Source organism: Mumia sp. Pv4-285 (assembly GCF_041320275.1).
GTDB classification, from domain to species: Bacteria; Actinomycetota; Actinomycetes; order Propionibacteriales; family Nocardioidaceae; genus Mumia; species Mumia qirimensis.
The window spans coordinates 1,527,800-1,549,408 of record NZ_CP162023.1 but is presented as its reverse complement, the minus strand read 5'-3'; the positions used below and the strand labels follow the sequence as shown (position 1 = coordinate 1,549,408).

Annotated in this window: 22 protein-coding genes; 10 read left to right on the top strand and 12 right to left on the bottom strand. The window is 70.7% G+C overall.

The window, feature by feature from the left end; translation table 11 throughout:
• Positions 1-13: 13 nt before the first annotated feature.
• Both AB3M34_RS07475 and AB3M34_RS07470 read right to left on the bottom strand, forming a co-directional pair.
• Entirely contained in the window at positions 14-1,153 is a 1,140-nt protein-coding gene (locus AB3M34_RS07475) for a glutamate--cysteine ligase (RefSeq protein ID WP_370618667.1), read from the bottom strand.
• 125 nt (positions 1,154-1,278) lie between these two features.
• On the bottom strand, positions 1,279-1,716 hold the full coding sequence (locus AB3M34_RS07470; RefSeq protein ID WP_370618666.1) for a DUF3224 domain-containing protein: 438 nt from the start codon (positions 1,714-1,716) through the stop codon (positions 1,279-1,281).
• Between the two features lie 68 nt (positions 1,717-1,784).
• On the opposite strand from AB3M34_RS07470, the gene AB3M34_RS07465 reads away from it, so the two are divergent.
• Together AB3M34_RS07465 and pepN are read left to right on the top strand one after the other, a co-directional pair.
• Positions 1,785-2,588, top strand: a complete 804-nt coding sequence (locus AB3M34_RS07465) for a helix-turn-helix domain-containing protein (protein ID WP_370618665.1) — start codon at positions 1,785-1,787, stop codon at positions 2,586-2,588.
• Between the two features lie 62 nt (positions 2,589-2,650).
• The gene (pepN, locus tag AB3M34_RS07460) at positions 2,651-5,194 is read left to right on the top strand and encodes an aminopeptidase N (protein ID WP_370618664.1); all 2,544 of its coding nucleotides are present in this window, start codon (positions 2,651-2,653) and stop codon (positions 5,192-5,194) included.
• 39 nt (positions 5,195-5,233) lie between these two features.
• On the opposite strand, the gene AB3M34_RS07455 is transcribed toward pepN, so the two are convergent.
• From AB3M34_RS07455 to AB3M34_RS07440, 4 genes are all read right to left on the bottom strand, one after another.
• Positions 5,234-5,761, bottom strand: coding sequence for a PH domain-containing protein (locus AB3M34_RS07455; protein WP_370618663.1), 528 nt, complete (start codon positions 5,759-5,761; stop codon positions 5,234-5,236).
• Between the two features lie 10 nt (positions 5,762-5,771).
• A complete protein-coding gene (locus tag AB3M34_RS07450; protein ID WP_370618662.1) occupies positions 5,772-5,927 on the bottom strand; it encodes a hypothetical protein in 156 nt (51 codons plus the stop codon).
• Between the two features lie 143 nt (positions 5,928-6,070).
• A complete protein-coding gene (gene meaB / locus AB3M34_RS07445) occupies positions 6,071-7,027 on the bottom strand; it encodes a methylmalonyl Co-A mutase-associated GTPase MeaB (protein ID WP_370618661.1) in 957 nt (318 codons plus the stop codon).
• 38 nt (positions 7,028-7,065) lie between these two features.
• The gene (locus AB3M34_RS07440) at positions 7,066-8,256 is read right to left on the bottom strand and encodes an acetyl-CoA C-acetyltransferase (RefSeq protein WP_370618660.1); all 1,191 of its coding nucleotides are present in this window, start codon (positions 8,254-8,256) and stop codon (positions 7,066-7,068) included.
• Between the two features lie 167 nt (positions 8,257-8,423).
• Between AB3M34_RS07440 and mce the strand changes: the two genes are divergently transcribed.
• Positions 8,424-8,861 (top strand): methylmalonyl-CoA epimerase, encoded by a 438-nt coding sequence (mce, locus tag AB3M34_RS07435; protein ID WP_370618658.1) that lies wholly within the window; start codon positions 8,424-8,426, stop codon positions 8,859-8,861.
• 22 nt (positions 8,862-8,883) lie between these two features.
• Here the strand turns inward: mce and AB3M34_RS07430 are convergent, their stop codons facing one another.
• Genes AB3M34_RS07430 through AB3M34_RS07420 form a run of 3 tightly spaced genes read right to left on the bottom strand, consistent with a single transcriptional unit; the run spans position 8,884 to position 11,125 of the window.
• Positions 8,884-9,738, bottom strand: a complete 855-nt coding sequence (locus tag AB3M34_RS07430) for a biotin-dependent carboxyltransferase family protein (protein ID WP_370618656.1) — start codon at positions 9,736-9,738, stop codon at positions 8,884-8,886.
• A complete protein-coding gene (locus tag AB3M34_RS07425) occupies positions 9,735-10,370 on the bottom strand; it encodes a 5-oxoprolinase subunit B family protein (RefSeq protein WP_370618654.1) in 636 nt (211 codons plus the stop codon). The genes AB3M34_RS07430 and AB3M34_RS07425 overlap by 4 nt, the downstream gene beginning before the upstream one ends.
• Complete coding sequence (locus tag AB3M34_RS07420; RefSeq protein WP_370618652.1) at positions 10,367-11,125, bottom strand: LamB/YcsF family protein; 759 nt, start codon at positions 11,123-11,125, stop codon at positions 10,367-10,369. Before AB3M34_RS07420 ends, AB3M34_RS07425 begins: the two co-directional genes overlap by 4 nt.
• Before the next feature lie 214 nt (positions 11,126-11,339).
• On the opposite strand from AB3M34_RS07420, the gene ccrA reads away from it, so the two are divergent.
• Positions 11,340-12,677, top strand: coding sequence for a crotonyl-CoA carboxylase/reductase (ccrA, locus tag AB3M34_RS07415; protein WP_370618650.1), 1,338 nt, complete (start codon positions 11,340-11,342; stop codon positions 12,675-12,677).
• 75 nt (positions 12,678-12,752) lie between these two features.
• Positions 12,753-14,060 carry a hypothetical protein gene (locus tag AB3M34_RS07410; RefSeq protein ID WP_370618649.1) on the top strand — a complete coding sequence of 436 codons (1,308 nt, stop codon included), beginning with the start codon at positions 12,753-12,755 and terminating at the stop codon, positions 14,058-14,060.
• A gap of 2 nt (positions 14,061-14,062) precedes the next feature.
• Here AB3M34_RS07410 and AB3M34_RS07405 read toward each other — a convergent pair whose 3' ends face one another.
• On the bottom strand, positions 14,063-14,872 hold the full coding sequence (locus AB3M34_RS07405; protein WP_370618647.1) for an alpha/beta hydrolase: 810 nt from the start codon (positions 14,870-14,872) through the stop codon (positions 14,063-14,065).
• 119 nt (positions 14,873-14,991) lie between these two features.
• Here AB3M34_RS07405 and AB3M34_RS07400 point away from each other — a divergent pair, with 119 nt between their 5' ends.
• The 4 genes from AB3M34_RS07400 to AB3M34_RS07385 are packed head-to-tail and all read left to right on the top strand — an operon-like array spanning position 14,992 to position 20,119.
• Positions 14,992-17,331 carry a LuxR C-terminal-related transcriptional regulator gene (locus AB3M34_RS07400; protein ID WP_370618645.1) on the top strand — a complete coding sequence of 780 codons (2,340 nt, stop codon included), beginning with the start codon at positions 14,992-14,994 and terminating at the stop codon, positions 17,329-17,331.
• A 56-nt stretch (positions 17,332-17,387) separates the two neighbouring features.
• Entirely contained in the window at positions 17,388-17,609 is a 222-nt protein-coding gene (locus tag AB3M34_RS07395) for a hypothetical protein (protein WP_370618644.1), read from the top strand.
• A 54-nt stretch (positions 17,610-17,663) separates the two neighbouring features.
• Entirely contained in the window at positions 17,664-18,761 is a 1,098-nt protein-coding gene (locus tag AB3M34_RS07390) for an AI-2E family transporter (protein WP_370618643.1), read from the top strand.
• Positions 18,758-20,119 (top strand): hypothetical protein, encoded by a 1,362-nt coding sequence (locus tag AB3M34_RS07385; RefSeq protein ID WP_370618641.1) that lies wholly within the window; start codon positions 18,758-18,760, stop codon positions 20,117-20,119. Before AB3M34_RS07390 ends, AB3M34_RS07385 begins: the two co-directional genes overlap by 4 nt.
• Here AB3M34_RS07385 and AB3M34_RS07380 read toward each other — a convergent pair.
• Both AB3M34_RS07380 and AB3M34_RS07375 read right to left on the bottom strand, forming a co-directional pair.
• The gene (locus tag AB3M34_RS07380) at positions 20,087-20,353 is read right to left on the bottom strand and encodes a hypothetical protein (RefSeq protein ID WP_370618639.1); all 267 of its coding nucleotides are present in this window, start codon (positions 20,351-20,353) and stop codon (positions 20,087-20,089) included. The two genes, AB3M34_RS07385 and AB3M34_RS07380, sit on opposite strands and share 33 nt — an antisense overlap.
• An 11-nt stretch (positions 20,354-20,364) precedes the next feature.
• Positions 20,365-20,766: a DUF7144 family membrane protein gene (locus AB3M34_RS07375; RefSeq protein ID WP_370618638.1), complete on the bottom strand. Its 402-nt coding sequence runs from the start codon at positions 20,764-20,766 to the stop codon at positions 20,365-20,367.
• Positions 20,767-20,918: 152 nt separating this feature from the next.
• On the opposite strand from AB3M34_RS07375, the gene AB3M34_RS07370 reads away from it, so the two are divergent.
• Positions 20,919-21,602, top strand: coding sequence for a GAP family protein (locus AB3M34_RS07370; protein WP_370618636.1), 684 nt, complete (start codon positions 20,919-20,921; stop codon positions 21,600-21,602).
• Positions 21,603-21,609: the final 7 nt, after the last annotated feature.

The following is a 21,609-nucleotide window of genomic DNA, read 5'->3' as shown; positions in this document are numbered from 1 at the left end:
GAAGCCTTCTCCGTCACAACAACGGGCGACCGGCGTGCATTTCCTCGACGAGGGCGAACGCCACCGGCTGCAGGTCACCGTCGTGCCGACGCGCGACCTCGCGCTGCCGCTGGTACGAGGCACCGCCGGTGAGGATCGTCTCGATGTCCGCCAGCTCGTCGGTGCACCCGAGCCGCTCGGCCGTGGGCGCGAGGACCTCGAGGAGCCGGCGTACGTCGGTGGTCACCAGCTCCTCGTCGCCGTCGGCGTCGAGGATCAGGATCGCGTCCATCCCGTACCGGGCGGAGCGCCACTTGTTCTCCTGGAGGAACCACTGCGGCAGGTCGGGGAGCTCCCGTCCGGCGTCGAGCTCGGACGAGAAGTGGTCCACGAGGCACTGGGTGAGCGCAGCGATCGCGAGGAGCTCGGTGAGCGTCGGCGTACCGTCGCAGATCCGGACCTCCAGCGTGCCGAACCGAGGCGACGGCCGGATGTCCCACCGCACCTCGCTGAAGTCGTCGATCACGCCGGTGTGGAGCATGTCGTCGGTGTACTGCTCGAGGTCGGACCATGCGTCGAGCCGGAACGGCAGCCCCGCCGTCGGGAGCTGCTGGAACATCAGCGCGCGGTTGGAGGCGTACCCGGTGTCCTTCGCACCCCAGAACGGCGACGACGCCGACAGTGCCTGGAGGTGGCCGAAGTACGCGAGGACGGCACGCATCAGCGGCAGGACCTTCGCCCGGTCCTCGATGCCGACGTGGACGTGGACGCCGTAGATGAGCATCTGGCGCCCCCACCACTGGGTGCGGTCGATGAGCGTGTTGTAGCGCTCCTTGTCGGTGACCTTCTGGTGGTCCCACTGGGCGAACGGGTGGGTCCCCGCACACATCAGCTCGACCCTCAACGGCCCCGTGACCCCGCGGACCAGATCGATGCTCCTGCGCAGGTCGCTGCCCGCGTCGCTGACCCGCTCGTGGACACCGGACACGATCTCGACGGTGTTGAGCAGCAGCTCCTGGTGGACGTGCGGGTGGGGCGAGCCGTCGGGCCCGGCGAGCGCGTCGAGGACCGTACGGGCGACCTGCCGGAGGTCGCCCGTGTCGGCGTCGACGAGAGCGAGCTCCCACTCGATGCCGACGGTGGAGCGCCGCGACTGCGCGAAGGGCAGGGCCATGCCCCCATCCTGCCCGAGTCGGTCCCCAGGAACCGTGTGACGGCTCCCACGGCGCCGGGCGTACGACGGCGACCCGGACCGCGAAGGCGAGCAGTGCGAGACCGATGAAGATGTCCCGGGCTCGCTCAGACCGTGTACCGCAGGACGAACCGGTAGCCCTCGTCGCTGTGCCCGTCGACCTCGGGCGTCCCCTCGCCGCGCAGCGTCTCGAGGCCACCAGTGCCCATCCCCTCGACCACCTCGGCAGCATCGGTGACGGTCATCGCGTCGTGGGAGGCACGGTGGAGGATCACGCAGGTGCCCTCGTGCCCGCCGATCGATCCCGTGAACCGCTCGACCGCGAGGATCGGGGCGTCGCCGGGCTTGTACGTCATCAGGTACTGGACGACGCCCTCGCCCTCCATGTCACCGGCGTACGTGTACCGGACGGTCGCGCGGGTGATGCCGCGATCTGGGTAGTACACCCCGTTCATCTCGCTGCCGGACCCGTCGATGTCCTCGACCACCGACTCCTCCCAGCTCGCCACCTGGAACGTCGCCACTGCCTGCTTCTCGTAGGTCATGCCACCGATGCTCGTCGTGAGCGGCACGACCGGTCTTGAACAAACGCGCCACCTCCTAGGGTGGTGGCATGCAGGAGCCGGAGGGGTATCCGCAGGCGATCGTCGGACGCGCCGAGCCGATCGACGTGCGCCGGATCGATGCGCCGTCGGGTCTCGACGGTGTCGACTACCTCTGGCGGGTCCGGTGGGAGGTCGAGGAGCCGTACGAGCAGGCAGTGGTGCCACAGCCGCGGGTGCACCTGGCCGCGGAGCAGGGGCGGCTGCTCGTGCACGGCGTGATCCCACGGCTGTTCACGCGCACCCTGGCCGGGCGCGGCCACGTCCTGGGCGCGTCGTTCGTCCCGGGTGGCTTCCACGCGTACCTCCGCGGCGACGTCGCCGACCTGTACGACCAGCTCCTGCCGGCAGGCGACGTGCTCGGCGTCGACGACCGCCCGTACGCAGCGACGATCCTGGCACCGGAGGCCACCGACGAGGAGATGGCGGCGGCGCTCACCGCGTACCTGGGTGCGGTCGGGATTGAGCCCGACCCCCGGGCGTACGAGGTGCGGGCGGTCGTCGAGCACGCCGAGACCGACCGCACCGTGACGCGCGCGGACGCTCTCGCCTCGTACGCCGGGGTCAGCCTGCGCACGCTCCAGCGGGAGTTCGCCACGTACGTCGGGGTGGGGCCGAAGTGGGTCGTGCAGCGGTTCCGGCTGCTCGACGCCGCGGCCGCCGCCCGGTCGGGCGACGCCGTCGAGTGGGCCGTGCTCGCTGCCGACCTCGGTTTCAGCGACCAGGCGCATCTCGTACGGCGCTTCACCGAGGTGGTCGGCACCCCTCCCGCGGCGTACGCGCGGGAGGTGGCGCCGCGGCCGTCGGACGGTTAGCGAGCGCCGCGCGTCGAAACCGCCGTGGCCCCGCCCACCGCCCGAGTGACAGGATGGGCCACATGCCAGGAACCAACCTCACGCGTGCCGAAGCGCAGGAGCGGGCTGCGCTCCTCGACGTCCACCACTACGCCGTCGACCTCGACCTCACTCTCTCCGCCACCGAGTTCGGGTCGACCACCGTCGTCCGCTTCTCGTGCAAGGAGCCGGGCGCGTCGACGTTCGCTGACCTGGTCGACGCGCGCGACCCGAAGATCTGGCTGAACGGCGCCGAGCTGGACGCGTCGGCGTACGCGGACAGCCGCATCGCGCTGACCGACCTCGCCGCCGAGAACGAGCTCCGGGTCGAGACCCGTCTCCCCTACTCGCGCACCGGCGAGGGCCTGCACCGCTTCGTCGACCCGGCCGACGACCGCGTCTACCTCTACACGCAGTTCGAGGTCCCCGACGCCCGTCGCGTCTACACGACCTTCGAGCAGCCCGACCTCAAGTCGACGTTCACCTTCACGATCGACGCCCCCACCGGGTGGACCGTCGTCTCGAACTCCCCCACGCCCGAGCCCACCGACCTCCGCGCCGGCGTCAGCCGCTGGGAGTTCGCCGAGACCAAGCGCATGTCGACCTACATCACCGCGCTGATCGCCGGTGAGTACGACACGATCACCGACACCTACAAGGGCGAGTACGGCGCGATCCCGCTCGGTATCCAGGTGCGCAAGAGCCTGCGTGAGCACGTCGACGCCGACGAGATCTTCGAGATCACCAAGCAGGGCTTCGGCTTCTTCGAGGGCGTCTTCGAGATGGGCTACCCCTTCGGCAAGTACGACCAGGCGTTCGTCCCGGAGTACAACATGGGCGCGATGGAGAACGCCGGAGCGGTGACGTTCCGCGACGAGTACATCTTCCGCAGCCGCCAGACGCATGCCGCGTACGAGTCGCGCGCCAACACGATCCTTCACGAGATGGCGCACATGTGGTTCGGCGACCTCGTGACCATGAAGTGGTGGGACGACCTGTGGCTCAACGAGTCGTTCGCCGAGTTCGCGTCGCACCACGCCGAGGTCAACGCCACCAAGTACACCGGCGCCTGGACGGGGTTCACGAACCAGCGCAAGAACTGGGCGTACCGCCAGGACCAGCTGCCCTCGACGCATCCGATCGCCGCGGACAACTACGACCTGCACGCGGTCGAGGCCAACTTCGACGGCATCACGTACGCGAAGGGTGCGTCGACGCTCAAGCAGCTCGTCGCGTGGGTCGGTGAGAAGGACTTCTTCGCCGGCCTCCGCGCCTACTTCTCCAAGCACGCCTACGGCAACACCGAGCTCCGAGACCTCCTCGTCGAGCTCGAGGAGGCGTCCGGCCGCGAGCTCACCTCGTGGGCGAACGAGTGGCTGCAGACCTCGGGCGTCAACACGCTGCGCCCGCGGTTCGCGGTCGACGCCGACGGCGCGTTCACGTCGTTCGCGGTCGAGCAGACCGCGGCCGACGCGTACCCGACCCTGCGCCGTCACCGCATCGCCATCGGCCTCTACGACCGCACCGACGCCGGTCTCGTCCGCCGGACGCGGGTCGAGACCGACATCGAGGGCGCGCTGACCGAGGTCGACTCGCTGGTCGGCCAGGAGCAGCCCGACCTCGTCCTCCTCAACGACGACGACCTCACGTACGCCAAGATCCGGTTGGACGAGCGGTCGCTGGAGACGCTGACGACCTCGATCGCCGACCTCCCCGACTCGCTGGCGCGTGCGCTCTGCTGGGGCGCCGCGTGGGACATGCTGCGCGACGCCGAGCTGCCCGCGCGGCAGTTCGTCCCGATCGTGCTCGCCGGGGTCGGCACGGAGTCCGACCTCACGGCCGTGCAGACCCTGCTCCGCCAGGGCGGGTCGGCGGTCGCGCTGTTCTCGGCGCCCGACAACCGCGAAGCGCTCGGCACGCAGTGGGAGCAGGGCGTGCGAGGGCTCCTCGACGCTGCCGCCGCGGGTTCCGACCACCAGCTCGCGTTCGTCCGGGCCTACGCCGGTGCGGCCACCTCGGCCGACGCCATCGCCTACCTGACGGGTCTGCTCGACGGCTCCGTCGTGCCCGAGGGTCTCGCGGTCGACACCGACCTGCGGTGGGCCATCGTCAGTGGTCTCGCGCGTGCCGGTGCGTTCGGCGACGCCGAGATCGACGCCGAGCTCGCCCGCGACAACACCATCGCGGGGCAGGAGAAGGCCGCCGGTGCGCGTGCGTCGCGACCGGACGCCGCGGCGAAGGAGTACGCCTGGGACGCGGTCGTCGTCCGGGACGACCTCCCGAACGAGACCCAGCGCAGCATCGCGCGCGCCTTCCAGCAGCCTGGCCAGGGCGAGCTCCTCGCGCCGTACGTCGCCCGCTACCTCGAGGTCGCCGAGACGGTCATCGAGAAGGGCGTGTGGCGGGCGTCGGAGATCCTCGAGAGCTTCTTCCCCCGCGCGAACCCGCGGAGCGAGGACCTCGAGGCCGTCGACGCGTGGCTCGAGAGCAGGGCGGACCACGATCCGACCACCCGCCGCTACGTCAGCGAGGGGCGCTCCGACCTCGCGCGCGCCCTGGCCGCCCAGGAGCGGGACGCCCAGGTCTGAGCTGCGTCCGTCCCGTCCCCGAGCGGGGGCGGGACGGAGTCAGCGCGGTGCGGGGCCGCGGAGGCCGGCCGCGACGAGCGCGCGCTGGATCGTACGGTCGCGCTCGAGCGGGTCCGGGATGAACCGGATGTCGCGCAGTCCCTGAGCCTGCGCCGCGGACTCGAACACGAAGTGGCCGTAGCCGAGGATCCGGCCGAGCACCGTGCGCTCGACGGTGATGTCGAGGATTCGGGCCATCGGCATCGTCGCGACCTTCACCTCGAAGACACCGCGGATCTTGAGCACGCGGTGGTTGGTGATCACGAAGACGTCGAGGTGCCGTTCTGCGGCACGGAACATGCCGTACCCGATCACGGCGATGCCGACGAGCGCGAGGAACCCCGCGGCATCGATCGGCATGACCGGGAACAGCACGATCAGCAGCGCGCCACCCGCCACGATCGCGTACGGGCCGACGAAAGAGACCCAGTGGTGGCGCACGACGTCCTTGACGCGCTCGCCGTCGTCGAGGAGCAGGTGCTTGCCGATGTTGCGGTCCGGCACGACGCGCAAGGCCTGACGCAGCACCGGACGACCTTCAGTTCAGCAGCGACTGGAGGAATGAAGCGATCGCGCCGAGGGCGTCGACGATCCAGTTGAAGATCTGCTCGACCGCGTTGGCAGCACCGGTGGGGTTCGTGAGCAGGAAATAGATCACGAAGATCACCAGGACGACCTGAATCGCCTTTTTCACCACTGCTGCCTTTCTCGGGGGCAGAATGCTGGGGCACACTCTCGGTCGTTTATAGCGGATTCGGCGGGGGCGTGTGGCCAGGCGCGCCGCGATGCTTCCGGTCACCTCGCCGCAACGTGCAGCCGCGGCCGTTCGGGAGCGGCTCAGACCTCCCCGAGCAGGGCGCGCGCGGCGGCGAAGGGATCGCTGCGACCGGCCACGACATCCGCAGCGAGCGCGTCGAGCCGCCGGTCGCCGTGCAGCGCCTCGAACCGTTGCCGGAGCTCGGTCGTCGCCACCGTCTCGATCTCGTCGCGGGTCCGCCGCAGCCGGCGACGCCCGAGCTCTCCGGACTCGCGCAGGTGCCCCAGGTGCGCGTCGAGGGCGGCGACCACCTCGTCGATGCCCTCCTCCCGGTACGCGACGGTGAGGACGATCGGCGGCTTCCATCCGCCGTCCGGGCGCTGGGTGAGAGAGAGCATGCCGCGGAGCTCGCGGCGCACCTGGCTCGCGCCGTCGCGGTCGGCCTTGTTGACGACGTAGACGTCGGCGATCTCGAGGATGCCCGCCTTCGCCGCCTGGATGCCGTCGCCCATCCCCGGCGCGAGGAGGACGACCGTCGTGTCGGCGAGCCGCGAGATCTCGACCTCGGACTGCCCGACTCCCACGGTCTCCACCAGGATCACGTCGCACCCGGCGGCGTCGAGGACGCGCAGAGCCTGCGGCGCCGCCCAGGCGAGTCCGCCGAGGTGCCCGCGCGTGGCCATCGACCGGATGATCACGCCGGGGTCGCCCGCATGGTCCTGCATCCGGATGCGGTCACCGAGCAGCGCCCCGCCGGAGAACGGCGACGTCGGGTCCACCGCCAGCACGCCGACCTTGCGACCCTGTGCTCGCAGTGATGCGACCAGCGCTCCGGTCGTCGTCGACTTGCCGACGCCGGGCGAGCCGGTGAGCCCGATGACCTGGGCGCGACCGAGGTGCGGGGCGAGCGCGGCGCTGACCTCCGGCAGGAGCGCTGACGCGTCCTCGACCAGCGAGATCAGGCGTGCCACCGCGCGGGGGTCGCCGTCGACGGCTCGGGTCACGAGCTCGTCGACGGCGACCGTACGACGTGCCATCAAGCGGGCACTCTCCTCCGTACGGCGCCGGGCCGCGGTCAGCGCTGCGGGACGCGGATGATCAGCGCGTCGCCCTGGCCGCCGCCACCGCAGAGCGCGGCTGCGCCGGTGCCGCCACCGCGCCGGGCGAGCTCGAGCGCCAGGTGCAGCACGACACGGGCTCCACTCATGCCGATCGGGTGACCGAGCGAGATCGCGCCGCCGTTGACGTTGACCTTGTCCTCATCGATGCCGAGCTCACGCTGGCTGGCGATGCCGACGGCGGCGAACGCCTCGTTGATCTCGACCAGGTCGAGGTCGGAGGGTGCGATGCCTTCCTTCTCGCAGGCCTTGACGATCGCGTTGGCCGGCTGCATCTGCAGCGAGGAGTCAGGCCCGGCGACGTAGCCGGCAGCACCGATCTCGGCGATCCAGGTGAGGCCCAGCTCCTCGGCCTTCTCCTTGGCCATGACGACGACCGCGCAGGCGCCGTCGGAGATCTGGGACGCGGTGCCGGCGGTGATGGTGCCTTCCTTCGCGAAGGCGGGACGCAGCTTGCCGAGGGTCTCGGCGGTGGTGTCGCCACGGACGCCCTCGTCGGTGGACACGGTGACGGTCTCGCGACGTCCGGCGATCTCGACCGGCACGATCTCGTCGTCGAAGACGCCGTTCTTCTGCGCCGCGGCGGCGAGCTGGTGCGAGCGGGCGCCGAACGCGTCCTGGTCCTCGCGGGAGAGCGCGTCGACCTCGCCGTTGCGCGACTCGGTGAGCTTGCCCATCGCCTGGTCGGTGAGCGCGTCCCAGAGGCCGTCGTACTCCATGTGGTCGAGGATCGTCTGTGCGCCGTACTTGTATCCCTCGCGCGATCCCTTCAGGAGGTGCGGCGCCTGGGTCATCGACTCCTGCCCGCCGGCGACGACGACGTCGTACTCGCCGGCGCGGATCAGCTGGTCGGCCGTCGCGATCGCGTTGAGACCGGACAGACAGACCTTGTTGATGGTGATCGCCGGGACGTCGAGCGGGATGCCGCCCTTGTACGCGGCCTGGCGGGCGGGCACCTGACCGGCGCCGGCGCCGAGGACCTGGCCCATGATGACGTACTCGACCTGGTCGCCGGTGATGCCGGCCCTCTCGAGCGCACCCTTGATCGCGACGCCGCCCAGGTCCGATGCGGACTGCGACTTGAGACCACCGAGGAGTCGGCCGATCGGGGTGCGGGCACCGGCCACGATGACGGACTGACGAGACATGAGAACTCCTTCGAGCGCGGGAGGCGCGGGGCCGGCCGAGGACGGCGGAACGCGGTTGGCTTGCCAGCACGATACTCGCCCGTAACATCGTCGTCGCGTGCGGTGAGGAAGGTCACAGGGGCGCCCGGGGAGCCGCGCGGGCGCTGATCTGTCCTAGGGTGCCTCGCATGGTTCCCGATCATCTGCTCATCGCCATCGACCACGTCGGCATCGCGGTGCCCGACCTCGACGAGGCGCTCGAGTTCTACGCCAACGTCTTCGGCCTGCACTCGGTGCACGAGGAGATCAACGAGGAGCAGGGGGTCCGCGAGGCGATGCTCGCCGTCGGCGAGACCGACCAGCGCATCCAGCTCCTCGCACCGCTCTCGGACCAGTCGACGATCGCGAAGTTCCTCACCCGCAACGGCCCGGGCATCCAGCAGCTCGCCTACCGCGTGAGCGACCTCGACGCTGTGAGTGACGTGCTCCGCAGCCGCGGCATGCGTCTCCTGTACGACCAGCCGAAGCGCGGCACGTCCGACAGCCGGGTCAACTTCGTGCACCCCAAGGACGCCGGCGGGGTGCTGGTGGAGCTCGTCGAGCCCGCCGCCGACACCACGCACTGACCCGTACGCCCCGTCCCGGCGCTCACGCCCACCGCAGGCGCAGCGGCTGGCCGGGGCGTACCTGTGCCGCGCGGTCGACGTCGGCGTCCACGACGACGCCGACCACCGGATAGCCGCCCGTGACGGGATGGTCGGCGAGCAGCACGACCGGCTCCCCGCTCGGCGGCACCTGGATCGCACCGCGGCACGCCCCCTCGGACGGGAGCTGACGGCGAGGGTCCGCGAGGGACATCGCCGCACCGTCGAGCCGCATCCCGACGCGGTCGCTGTTCGCGGAGGCGTGCCAGGTCGTCGACACGAGCGCGTCCGCGTCGGCGACCCAGTCGTCGCGGGGGCCTCTCACCACCCGCAGCAGGACCTCGTCGTCGTAGGCCGTCGCGGGCACCGCGTCGACGTGCGGGTAGGCGGTGGGTGTCGGCCCGACGGGGAGCCGGTCGCCCGCGGCGAGCGGCGCCGGACCGATCTCGGCGAGCACGTCTCGGCTCCGCGAGCCGAGCACCGGCGGCACGTCGACACCGCCCCTGACGGCGACGTACGACCGCAGCCCCGCTGACGGAGTCCCCAGTCGCAGCCGCTCGCCCTGGCGCAGCGCGACCGCGGCATACGGGTCCGCGGCGCGCGACCCGACGGTCAGGGACGCGGGTGCGCCGGTGACGGCGACCCACAGGTCGCCGTCGCGCGCGACCGCCTCGAACCCGCCGAGCAGCACCTCGATCGCGGCGGCACCCTCGGGGTTGGCGAGCAGTCGGTTCGCCAGCCGGTACGACGCCCGGTCGGCCGCGCCGGACCGGCCCACCCCGATCGCCGACCACCCCGGCCGGCCGCCGTCCTGCACGAGCGCGAGCGGGCCACTGCCCACCACCTCGAGCGCCGTCACCCTTCCTCCAAGCTCTGCTCCTCCACGAACCGGACCACGGCGCCCGGTCGCAGCAGCGCGGGCGGGTCGCGTTCGAGGTCCCAGAGCACCGCGTCGGTCGTCCCGATCAGCTGCCAGCCGCCCGGTGAGGTGCGCGGGTAGATCCCCGAGTACTCCCCCGCGAGCCCGACCGCACCCGCCGGCACGGTCGTACGAGCCTGAGGGCGACGCGGCACCTCCAGGCGCGGGTCGCCTCCGACGAGGTAGGCGAATCCCGGCGCGAACCCCCCGAAGCCGACCCGCCACGGCCGGCCCGTGTGCGCAGCGACCACCCCGCGGACGCCCAGACCGGTGAGGTCGGCGACCTCGGCGAGGTCGGGACCGTCGTAACGGACGCGCACCACGATCTCGTCGGCGTCCGCCGTCGGCGCGCCCGGTCCAGCCGTCGCGGGCTCGATGCCACGGAGAGACGTCGCGAGTGCGGCCACGTCCGCCCCGTCCTCGGACACGACGAGGACCGTCCGCGCCGCCGGGACGACGTCCGCCACACCCCCCAGCGACGCCGCTCGCACCGCCTCGGCCCACGTCACCACCGACCCGGCGTCGTCCAGGTCCACGATCAGCGCGCGGTCGCCGTAGGGCCGGACCCTCACACGAACGCCCCGAGCGTCACCCCGGCGGCCTCGAGCACCTCACGGACGCGTCGGGCCATCGTGACGGCACCCGGAGTGTCGCCGTGCACACAGACGGACTCTGCCGTGATGCGGACGTCGGTCCCGTCGATCGCCTCCACCGCTCCTTCGGTGACCATCCGGAGAACGCGCTCCGCGACGTGCGCGGCGTCGTGCAGGACGCTGCCCGACTGCGTACGCGGCACCAGCTCCCCCGACCGCGTGTAGGCGCGGTCCGCGAACGCCTCCCGGACCGTTCGCAACCCCAGGCGCTCGCCCCACGCCAGCAGCCGCGAGCCCGGCAGACCGAGCAACGGGAGCGACGGGTCGTACGCCCGGACGGCCTCGGCGACGGCTCGCGCCTGCCCGTCGTGGTGCACGGTGGCGTGGTAGAGAGCGCCGTGCGGCTTGACGTAGCGGACGCCGGTCCCGGCGACCCGCGCGACGCCGTCGAGCCCACCCACCTGGTAGACCACGTCGTCGGCCAGCTCGACCGGGTCCACGTCGATGAACCGGCGTCCGAAGCCCGCGAGGTCGCGGTAGCCGACCTGCGCACCCACGGTGACCGCGCCCGCGGCGGCCAGCTCGCACGTACGCCGCAGCGTCCGCGGATCTCCTGCATGGAACCCGCACGCGACGTTGGCGCTGGTGACGAGCCGGAGGATCGCAGCGTCGTCTCCCAGCTCCCAGCGTCCGAACGACTCACCGACGTCGCTGTTGAGATCGATCTGGTTCACGTCTCTCCTGGCCCCTCGCTCCGCGCGCCACCCACGCTACCGGCGGGGAACCTGGGCGGTACTGTCGGCGGATACCCGCCGGTCACGAATCATGCGGGCACACGGCTCCGGACGCACCCCGCGGGGCGACATCGGTCACACTCGTACACCACGGCCATTACCGATGAGTAATATCCGCGTAACGCAAGAGCGCCGCTCAATTCTGGAGGACGACGTGCAGCACATTCTCGACGCGATCATGGCGGGAGACACCTCGAGCGAGGACTTCGCGAACATCGCCATCCCGGAGACCTACCGGGGTGTCACCGTCCACAAGGACGAGACCGACATGTTCGAGGGGCTGGCCACCCGCGACAAGGACCCTCGCAAGAGCCTGCACCTCGACGACGTACCAGTCCCAGAGCTGGCGCCGGGTGAGGCCCTGGTCGCGGTGATGGCGAGCTCGATCAACTACAACACCGTCTGGACCTCGATCTTCGAGCCGGTCTCGACCTTCGGGTTCCTCGAGCGGTACGGGCGCCTCTCCGAGTACACGAAGCGCCACGACCTCCCCTACCACGTGGTCGGCTCCGACCTCGCCGGCGTCGTCCTTCGCACCGGTCCCGGTGTCAACGCCTGGAAGGCAGGGCAGGAGGTCGTCGCCCACTGCCTGTCGGTCGAGCTCGAGAGCCCCGACGGCCACAACGACACGATGATGGACCCCGAGCAGCGCATCTGGGGCTTCGAGACCAACTTCGGTGGCCTCGCGGAGCTGGCGATCGTCAAGGCGAACCAGCTGATGCCCAAGCCCGACCACCTCTCGTGGGAGGAGGCCGCCAGCCCCGGCCTGGTGAACTCCACCGCGTACCGCCAGCTGGTCTCCAAGAACGGCGCGGCGATGAAGCAGGGCGACACCGTCCTGATCTGGGGAGCCTCGGGCGGCCTCGGGTCGTACGCCACGCAGTTCGCGCTCAACGGAGGCGCGACGCCGGTGTGCGTCGTCTCCTCGCCCGAGAAGGCCGAGATCGTACGCTCGATGGGAGCCGAGCTGGTCATCGACCGCTCGGCCGAGGGCTACAAGTTCTGGAAGGACGAGCACGAGCAGGATCCGCGCGAGTGGAAGCGCCTCGGCTCCAAGATCCGCGAGCTCACCGGTGGCGACGATCCCGACATCGTGTTCGAGCACCCGGGTCGCGAGACGTTCGGCGCCAGCGTCTACGTCGCACGCAAGGGCGGCACCATCGTCACCTGCGCGTCGACGTCGGGTTACATGCACCAGTACGACAACCGCTACCTCTGGATGAACCTCAAGAACATCCTGAGCTCGCACTTCGCGAACTACCGCGAGGCGTGGGAGGCCAACCGCCTCATCGACAAGGGCATGGTCCACCCGACCGTCTCCAAGGTCTACAGCCTCGACGAGACCGGCCAGGCCGCCCTCGACGTGCACCGGAACGCCCACCAGGGCAAGGTCGGTGTGCTCTGCCTCTCGCCCGAGGAGGGCCTCGGCGTGCGCAACGACGAGAAGCGTGCGAAGCACCTGACGGAGATCAACCGTTTTCGCGGCATCTGAGTGGTGAGTTCGGGGGGTCGGTCGCGCTACGCTTTGCCGAGCGACCTCCCCCCGAACTACGACCGAAGGCATTCCATGTCAGACCCTCATGACAGCGTGACCAACGACGGCGACCAGTTCGCCCGTGCGACCGGCAATCCGGCTACGGGGGCCGGCTTCCCGCTGGTCCGCCGCGGCGGCTACGACAAGGACGCTGTCGACGCATTCCTCTCCCAGAACCGGGCCGAGGTCTCCCGCGCCAAGGCCGCGGCCCAGTCGGCCGAGTCGAGGGCCGGCGCCCTCGAGGCCGAGATCGCGGGCCTTCGCGGCCAGCTCACCGAGGCGAGCAAGCCCAGCTACGCCGGGCTCGGTGGCCGCGCAGCCGAGCTGCTCGGCCTCGCGGAGCAGCAGTCCTCCGAGATGCTCGACCGCGCCAAGCGCGAGGCCGAGGACGTACGCCGCCTCGCCGAGTCCGAGGCCGGTGCCATCAAGGCGGCCGCCGCCAAGGAGGCCGACGATCTCCGCGCCGTCCAGCTCGCCGACGTCGAGGAGACGCGCGAGCGTCTCCTGGCCGAGGCCGAGAGCGAGCGCGCGCTGGCGCTGGCCGAGGCCGAGGACGTCCTCGCCAAGGCCAAGCGCGAGGCTGACCAGATCGAGCTCGCCGCCAACCAGGCTGCCAGCTCCGCTCGCCTCAGCGCGACGCGCGAGGCCGAGCAGGTCCGCGCGGCCGCCGACCGCGAGCTCACCGAGGCCCGCCGGGTCCTCGCGCTCGAGCGGGAGCGGATGGCCAAGGAGGCGACCGAGTCCCACGCCGTCGCCACCGAGCAGACCTCCAAGATGATCGCCGACGCCGAGTCCCGTGCCTCCGCCGCGGAGAGCCGTGCTCGCGAGGCGATCGCCGCCGCGACCAAGCGCCGCGAGGAGACCAAGGCCGAGTCCGAGCGCATGGTCGCCCGCTCACGACGCGAGGCCGAGCAGATCATGCACACCGCCCGGACGCAGTCCGAGCACTCGCTGGCGCAGGCCCGCGCTGACGCCGAGAAGCAGATCTCGTCGGTCCGGCACGAGCTCGACACGCTCGTCGCCAAGCGTGATGCGGTCAAGAGCCAGCTGACCAAGCTGCGCGAGGTCATCGGCTCCTTCGCCGGGCTCGACGCACTCGACAACGATGCCGAAGCCGATGTCTCGGTCCAGGCGCCTGCCGGTGCGTCCGAGCCGGCCGCGGCCGAGCTCGTCGCAGCCGTCGAGGAGGTCGTCGTCGAGGCCGAGGCCGCCGTCGAGGACATCGCCGTCGAGGAGCCCACCGAGATCGCACCGGTCGACCGCCCGTCGGCCGACCGCTCCGTCCCGCGCGCGAAGCTCGGCGGACCGGCTGCCGCCGACCTCGCGGAGGACGACAAGTAGCCTCAGGTCTCCTGGTCACCTGGCTGCGGGCCGGCGTCCTCGAACGCCGCGACTGTCCGGTCGCGGTACACCGAGGCGTCGGCCCGTTCCATGGGCCCGTCCCACGTGCGTGGCAGCGGGACTGTGACCTGCGGTGCGAGGCGGGCGACGATCTCGTCGAGCACGCGCTCCGTGTCACCGACCCACAGGTGCTTCGCGCCGTCCACGCCGATCACCTCGGCCTGCGGCACCCGCGCGAAGCGCTCGCGCGCCTCCGCCGGCCGAAGGTAGTCGTCGTGCTCCGGCACGAGGGCGACGACGGGCTTGCCTGACGCAGCCCACGCATCGAGGTCGGAGTCCTCGGAGTACCGCAGCGGCGGCGAGAGCAGGATCGCCCCCTCGACCTCCGAGTCCAACCCGTACTTCAGCGTCAGGTCCGTGCCGAACGACCAGCCGACGATCCAGATGTTCGGCAGGTCCTCGAAGTCCGCGACCTCGATCGCGGCCGCGACGTCGTACCGCTCGCCGACCGCCTTGTCGAACGCCCCCTCGCTGGTCCCCTGCGCGCTGGTCGTGCCGCGGGTGTTGAACCGCAGCACGGCGATCCCCGCGAGCGCCGGGAGCCGGTACGAGGCCTTGCGGAAGAGGTGGCTGTCCATCATGCCGCCGTGCGTCGGAAGCGGGTGCAGGCAGATCATCGTCGCGACCGGCTCACGCTCCTCGGGGACGGCGAGCTCGCCCACCAGCTCCAGCCCGTCGGCGGTGTGGAGCGTGATCGGGGTACGGCGGGCGGGCAGCACCGAGCTCCCCCGGATGACCTGTGCGTCGTTCACCGGACCAACCCTACGGTTCGGCACGCCGTGACAACCGGTCGCGGGGTCTCCGTCCTCCGAGTAGCCTCCGAGTGCCGAGGTCGTACGTGGGGACGTCCGCAGGCACCAAGGGGGAAGCGGTGGCGCTCCGTGCGTACAAGGGTCAGGCGGTGTTCGTCGACGACGCCGTCATCGTCCGCAAGCGGGTGCTGGGCGCGCTCGACCGCGCTGCTCGGCGTCCGATCGTGCTGGTCGCCGCTCCAGCCGGCTACGGCAAGTCCGTCCTCCTGCGTCAGTGGATCGAGTCTCGAGCGACCGGCGTCGTCCAGGTCGACGCGGACGCACCGGACGCCTGGAGCGTCGCCAGGCGTGCCCTCGAGCGAGGGCGGACCGTCGTCGTGGACGACTGCCACCGCAACGGCTGGGGCGACGACTTCCTTGCAGCCTGTGAAGCCGCGAGCACGCAGGCACCACTCGTGGTGGCCACCCGCGTCGACCCCCTCGTCGCTCTCCACGGCCAACGACTCTCAGGCCGGGTCAGTGAGCTTCGTGCCGACGATCTTGCCTTCACGGTCGGTGAGCTCGTCCGTGTGGTGGCACGCACAGGTCGGCGCCTGAACCCCGAGGAGGCGCACTCGCTGTACGTCGAGACCGACGGCTGGCCCGCCGGCGTCCGCCTCGGTGCCGGACGCGTGAGACGCAGCACGGTCGACATCGGAGCCTTCTCGCCGACGGGGAGCTATCTCGTCGCCCAGGTCCTCGACTCCCTCGACCACGACCTGAGGGACTTCCTCCGCATGACGGCGGTGCCCGAGCGGTTCGACGTCGCGCTCGCTGTCCGGCTGGCCGGCCGCGCTGACGCCGGCGCCGTGCTCGACGAGGTCGCCCACCGGGTGGGGTTCGTCTCCCGAGACGACGAGTCGGGCATCTACCACTACCACCACCTGCTGAGGCAGGTCCTGCTCGACGAGCTGACCCGTGAGACGCCGGACGTCGTCCGAGCGCTGCACCGTGAGACCGCCCGCTGGTACGCCGAGAAGTCCGAGCATGCGCCGAGCGGTCGCCACGCGGTGGAGGCCCACGACTGGGACCTGGCCGCCGACGACGCCGTCGCACTGGCATGCGTGGCAGTGGGCGACGGTTCCTGGGCGGCCGTCGACTCTCTCGTCGCCGCCATCCCGCACGCCGTCGGCACCGATGACAGTCGTCTCCATCTCGTCGCGGCTGCTCGGGCGCTGGGAACCGTGGAAGCCGACACGGTCGTGGCCGACGACGAGCTGAACCACGTCCATGGCCCGGTCTCCGCGAGCATCGTGGCGACCAGGCACGCCGATGCCCTGGCGCGCCTGTGCCGTGCTCGCCTGGCGCTCACCGCCGACCGCATCGAGGACGTCGGGCCCGCGCTGGGGACGCCGCAACCGGTCCTCTCCGAGCACGACAGCCTGCCCCGGTCGCCTGCAGCGGCGTTGCGTGCAGCCTGGGCGGTCACGAACGGCCTCGTCGCCGCGTTCGCGGGTGCTCCCGAGGACGCCGCAGCGCACCTCGCGACGGCGCGTCGGGTCGGGGTCGGCCTTCCCGGCATCGTGACGGCCTCCGCCGAGGTCGAGGCGTGGGTGTCGTGGGGAGCGGGCGACCTCGCGGGGGCGGCAGCGGCGATCGCCGACCAACCATCCGCGGGTGACGACGACCTGCCTGACTCGGTGCTCCTCGTCCGCGGGTGGGTGGCGTTCGAGCGCGACGAGTACGACCCGAGCAGCGATGCCGGGCTCCACGGCCCGCACCGCGCAGGCGCGCACGCGGGCGTCCTCCCGCGGCGCGAGGTCGACGCGGCGCGGCAGGCGCTCCTCACGCGGACCGGGACGGCCGCTCCGCAGGTCGTCTCCGCCAACGCTGAAGCGCAGCACAGCCGGCTGGTCGCGCGTCACGCGCGTCTCTCGCACGAGATCGCGTTGCTCGGCAGCGGCGACGTTCGCGCGGCTGCGGCGGCGCTGGCCGACCACCTGGACGCATTGCCCACGCCAGCGCCGGACATCGAGGTCCGCCTGCACCTCGCGCACGCCGTTCTCGCACACCGCACCGAAGACGCCACTGCCGCCTCGACGGCGATGCGCCGAGCACTGGCGAGCACGGAGCAGCACGGGTGGCGACGCGCCTGGCGCGAGCTCGGAGCGACCGCGGTCGAGCTGCTGTCCGCCGAGCGCCAGCGGGTAGGGCGGCATGCCGACCTCGTCGCCCGCCTCCTCGTGGACCTCCGTGGCGAGCACCGCCGCGACTCCGTCGGGCTCGTCGTCGCCCTGTCGGTCCGTGAGGACGAGATCCTCCAGTACCTTCCGGGCACGTTGGACCAGGCCGAGATCTGCGCGGCGCTCTTCATCTCACGCAACACCCTGAAGACCCATCTCCGCGCGATCTACCGCAAGCTCGGTGTGGAGTCGCGCCGCGAGGCCGTGCTCAAGGCCGAGGCGATCGGTCTGCTCTGACGATCTCGCCCCCCAAGGGTGAGTCGCCCGCCGACGCACCCCAACAGACTGGTGCCATGGGGGACGAGCACGCGGTGGTCTACGAGATCGTGGCCGACGGTGTCCTCACCGAAGGATCGAGGTCGACGCTTCGGGGCATGGGACTGGCAGCCTCGACCCGACCGGACGGCAGTGTCGTGCTCCGTGGCGAGTTCGCCGGGCTGGCGGAGCTCAACGACGTGATCTTCTCCCTCGAGGACCTCGGGCTCGGACTCGTGTCGGTGCGCCAGATTCCCTGAAGTCACACCGCTGGGGTGAGACACGATCGGGCACGGGTGCTCTACCGTCGATACGTGTCTGACGATTTCGATGCAACGCCTCGGTCCTTGCCCCGCGAACCCCTGATCATCGTGACCACCGCGGCCGCGCTGGTCGCCATCATCGGTCTGAGGCAGTTCTCCGGGATCCTCGGCCCGCTGATCCTCGCACTGGTCCTCGTCGTCGCCGTGCAGCCGCTCCGCGACTACACCGTCGGACGCGGTCTCCCCCAGTGGCTGGCCACGGGCCTCTCGCTGATCGCGGTGTACGCGATCGTCATCGGCTTCGGTTTCGCGCTGGTGCTCGCGGGGGCGCGGTTCGCGACCGCCCTCACCGAGTACGAGCCCCAGTTCAACGCCTTCGTCGACGATGTCGGCGACAAGCTCGAGCAGATGGGCATCGGGAGCAGCCAGGTCCGAGCCATGATCAGCGACGTGGACCTGAGCAGCGTGGTCGGCGTGGCGACCGATCTGATCGGCGGACTGGCAGGCGCACTCACGAGCATCTTCTTCATCGTCGTCCTCCTCTTCTTCGTCGCCACGGACGCCGGGTCCTTCACGTCGAAGCTGCGAAGCGTCCCGTCCATCGGGTCACGCACGGCGGAGGCGTTCGGTGTCTTCGCGCGCGGCACACGCTCGTACCTCATCGTCTCGACACTCTTCGGTCTCGTGGTCGCGCTGGTCGACGTGGTCGCCCTGTACGCACTCGACATCCGTGACCCGTGGCTGTGGGGGCTGCTGGCGTTCCTGACGAACTACATCCCCAACATCGGCTTCATCATCGGCGTGATCCCGCCGACGATCATCGCGCTGCTCGACCACGGGGTCGGCACCGCGATCGCGGTCGTCGCTGTCTACTGCGGCGTGAACTTCGTCCTCCAGACGCTGATCCAGCCCAAGGTCGTCGGGAGCTCCGTGGGACTGTCGGGGACCCTGACGTTCATCTCGCTCATCTTCTGGGCGTCGATCTTCGGGGGCGTCGGCGCGATCCTCGCGGTCCCCTTGACGCTGCTGGTCAAGGCGATCTTCATCGACGTCAGCCCCGACCGCGGCTGGATCGGTCCGCTCCTGTCCAGCACTCCGTCCGAGCCGGTCGCCGTGCCGCGCGCGGCGACCGAAGGAGACACACCATGAGCGAGGCAGCAGACCCCGACGACGAGGTGACACGGCTGCGAGCCGAGGTCGCCGCGCTGCGTGAGCAGGTGGCCGTCTCGGGAAGCGCGACGACACCTCCGCCGCCGACCGGCAGGACCGGCTGGTGGCGAACCCCGCTGGTCGCCGTCCTCGTCGTGCTCGGTGCGCTCATGGCGCCCTTGTCCGTCGTCGCGACCTGGGCCCACGACGAGATCGGCGACACCGACCGCTACGTGGACACGGTGGCCCCCCTGGCCGACGATCCGGCGGTCCAGAACGCGATCACCGACATCATCACGCGCAACATCGTGACGAGGCTCAACCTCGACCAGGCGACCAAGGACGCCTTGTCTGCCCTGTCTCAGCAGGGCTTCGTCCCCCCGCGCGCCGCGCCGTTGATCCCGGCACTGGCGAGCCCTCTGACCAACGCGGTCGAGAACTTCATCCACGACACCGTTGCACGCGTCGTCGAGAGCGACGTGTTCGCGGACGCCTGGGTCACTGCGAACCGCGAGGCGCACGCCCAGGCCGTCGCGGTGCTGACCGGAGAGACACGCAACGGCGTCGAGGCGTCGGACGACGCGCTCAGCATCAACATCGCTCCGTTCATCGACGCCTCGAAGGAGCTGCTGATCGATCGGGGCTTCCAGCTCGCCGAGCGCATCCCCACCGTCAACGCCACGTTCGTGCTCTTCCAGTCCAAGGACATCGGCACGGCCCAGAAGTGGTTCGCCTGGCTCGACACGATGGCGCGGGTGCTCCCCATCCTCGGCCTGATCCTGCTCGCGACCGCCGTGATGGTCGCCCGGGACCGGCGCCGTACGGTGATCACGGCGTCGCTGGCGGTCGCGGTGTCGATGCTGCTGCTCGGGCTCGCGCTCAACCTCGTCCGACCGGTCTACCTCGACGCCGTCCCCGCAGACGTGCTCCCCCCTGATGCTGCGGCGGTGATCTATGACCAGCTGGTCCTGTTCGTCCGTACGGCGCTGCGGGCCATCCTCGTCGTGGCTCTGGCGATCGCGATCGCCGCCTTCCTGATGGCACGCACCGGGGCGGGGGCCACGATCCGCACGGGGGCCGCCGGCGCGCTCGCGAGCCTGCGTGAGAGGTCGGGCGTACGACGCGGTCCGGTCTCGACCTTCGTGAGCACCTACCGGACGTTCGCCCGCATGCTCGTCGTCGCGCTGGGAGCGCTGGTCTACATCTCGATCGACCATCCGACCGGAAGCAGCGCGCTGGTGATCGTGGTCCTCGTCGTTCTCGGCATCGTGGTCGTCGAGCTCGTCGCAGGACCGCGCCGCACCGACGAAGTGGCTACGGAGGGCTCAGCCGACGTCCCGCCCACGGTCGGACTCTGACGATCCGGGTTCGTCCTGCTGAGTGACCTCGACCAGCTCGACGCCGAGCGCCTCCAGCGCCTGGAGTGCGCCGAGGAGCTCCGCGTGGTCACGGAACTCACCGCGCAGCGCGACAGGCCCGTCCGTGTCGACGCGCATCCTCAGCGCGCCCAGTGCGGAGACGAGTGCCTCGTCGAGGTCGGCTCGCACCACGACTCCGAAGGAGGTGCGGCGGCCCGGCGAGGCACTCGTCATCAAGATCTCCGTCAGCTCTCGAAGTCCGGCGTGTAGTTGGCCAGTGCCCAGATCAGGAGGACGTCAAACGCAATGATCAGCACCCCCCAGAACGGGTAGTACGGGAGCCAGAGGAAGTTCGCGATGATCGAGAGGATCGCGAGCCCGATGCCCGCACCGCGTGCGAAGGCGTTGCCGGTCATGATCGCGAAGGCGATCACGATGGCGAGGATGCCGAGCACGAGGTGGATCCATCCCCACGTCGTGGTGTCGAACGAGAACACGTAGTTCTCGGTGGTCACGAACAGATCATCGTTGGCGATGGCTGCGATGCCCTGGAAGATCTGGACGAACCCGATGATCGCGAGCATCGCCGCCGCGAAGATCGTGACTCCCTGTGCCCATGGGTTGCTCGTGCCGGTGCGGCTGGACATGGGTGCTCCTTCTTTTAGGCGGCGGCCAGCCCGCCGCGTACCGCTCAATCTGTCGGCGGGCGGCCACGGGGGCATCACTCCGGCGGGGTGATTCGATCCGTGGGTCCGCAACGTCATGCTGTTACCACGCCACCTCGATGCAAGGAGCAAGGATGCCCGGACTGTCCTCCGCCCTCGGAGACCTGCTTCCCGCCGCGCTCGGCGTCGCGATCAGCCCGATCCCGATCATCGCCACCGTCCTGATGCTGATGTCGGCGCGGGCGACGCAGACCGCACCCGCGTTCGCGTTCGGGTGGGTGCTCGGACTGACGGCCGTCGTGGTGATCGTGCTCCTGGTGGCCGGACCCGACGGCGTCGACACCGCCGGCTCGTCGACGACCACCTCGTGGATCAAGCTGGTGCTCGGTGTGCTCTTCCTCCTGCTTGCGGCCAACTCGTGGCGCAAGCGGCCCCGCGCCGGAGCCGAGCCCGAGCAGCCGAAGTGGATGGCCTCTCTCGAGCGGACCTCACCGCTGGTCGCGATAGGCCTCGGTGCAGCGCTCGCGGGTGTCAACCCGAAGAACCTCGCGCTGTCGGTGACGGGGGCCGTCGCGATCGCCTCGAACGGGCTGAGCGGCGGCGAGGAGGTCACCTGCGTGATCGTCTTCGTCGTGATCGGCAGCGCGTTCGTCGCCGGGCCCGTGCTGGCCTTCCTGACGCTCGGCGACCGCATGACGGCGCCGTTGGAGGCCTTGAAGAACTTCATGAGCGACCACAACGCGGCCATCATGACCGTCCTGCTGAGCGTCCTCGGACTCTCCAACCTCGGCAAGGGTCTGGGCGGTCTCCTCGGCTGACCCGGCT

What these genes read in the sequence shown, in the direction of transcription:
- AB3M34_RS07475 (WP_370618667.1), bottom strand. Translation starts at nt 1,153, where the DNA reads ATGGCCCTGCCCTTCGCGCAGTCGCGGCGCTCCACCGTCGGCATCGAG.
- AB3M34_RS07470 (WP_370618666.1), bottom strand. Translation starts at nt 1,716, where the DNA reads ATGACCTACGAGAAGCAGGCAGTGGCGACGTTCCAGGTGGCGAGCTGG.
- AB3M34_RS07465 (WP_370618665.1), top strand. Translation starts at nt 1,785, where the DNA reads ATGCAGGAGCCGGAGGGGTATCCGCAGGCGATCGTCGGACGCGCCGAG.
- pepN (WP_370618664.1), top strand. Translation starts at nt 2,651, where the DNA reads ATGCCAGGAACCAACCTCACGCGTGCCGAAGCGCAGGAGCGGGCTGCG.
- meaB (WP_370618661.1), bottom strand. Translation starts at nt 7,027, where the DNA reads ATGGCACGTCGTACGGTCGCCGTCGACGAGCTCGTGACCCGAGCCGTC.
- AB3M34_RS07440 (WP_370618660.1), bottom strand. Translation starts at nt 8,256, where the DNA reads ATGTCTCGTCAGTCCGTCATCGTGGCCGGTGCCCGCACCCCGATCGGC.
- mce (WP_370618658.1), top strand. Translation starts at nt 8,424, where the DNA reads ATGGTTCCCGATCATCTGCTCATCGCCATCGACCACGTCGGCATCGCG.
- AB3M34_RS07410 (WP_370618649.1), top strand. Translation starts at nt 12,753, where the DNA reads ATGTCAGACCCTCATGACAGCGTGACCAACGACGGCGACCAGTTCGCC.
- AB3M34_RS07395 (WP_370618644.1), top strand. Translation starts at nt 17,388, where the DNA reads ATGGGGGACGAGCACGCGGTGGTCTACGAGATCGTGGCCGACGGTGTC.
- AB3M34_RS07385 (WP_370618641.1), top strand. Translation starts at nt 18,758, where the DNA reads ATGAGCGAGGCAGCAGACCCCGACGACGAGGTGACACGGCTGCGAGCC.
- AB3M34_RS07380 (WP_370618639.1), bottom strand. Translation starts at nt 20,353, where the DNA reads ATGACGAGTGCCTCGCCGGGCCGCCGCACCTCCTTCGGAGTCGTGGTG.
- AB3M34_RS07375 (WP_370618638.1), bottom strand. Translation starts at nt 20,766, where the DNA reads ATGTCCAGCCGCACCGGCACGAGCAACCCATGGGCACAGGGAGTCACG.
- AB3M34_RS07370 (WP_370618636.1), top strand. Translation starts at nt 20,919, where the DNA reads ATGCCCGGACTGTCCTCCGCCCTCGGAGACCTGCTTCCCGCCGCGCTC.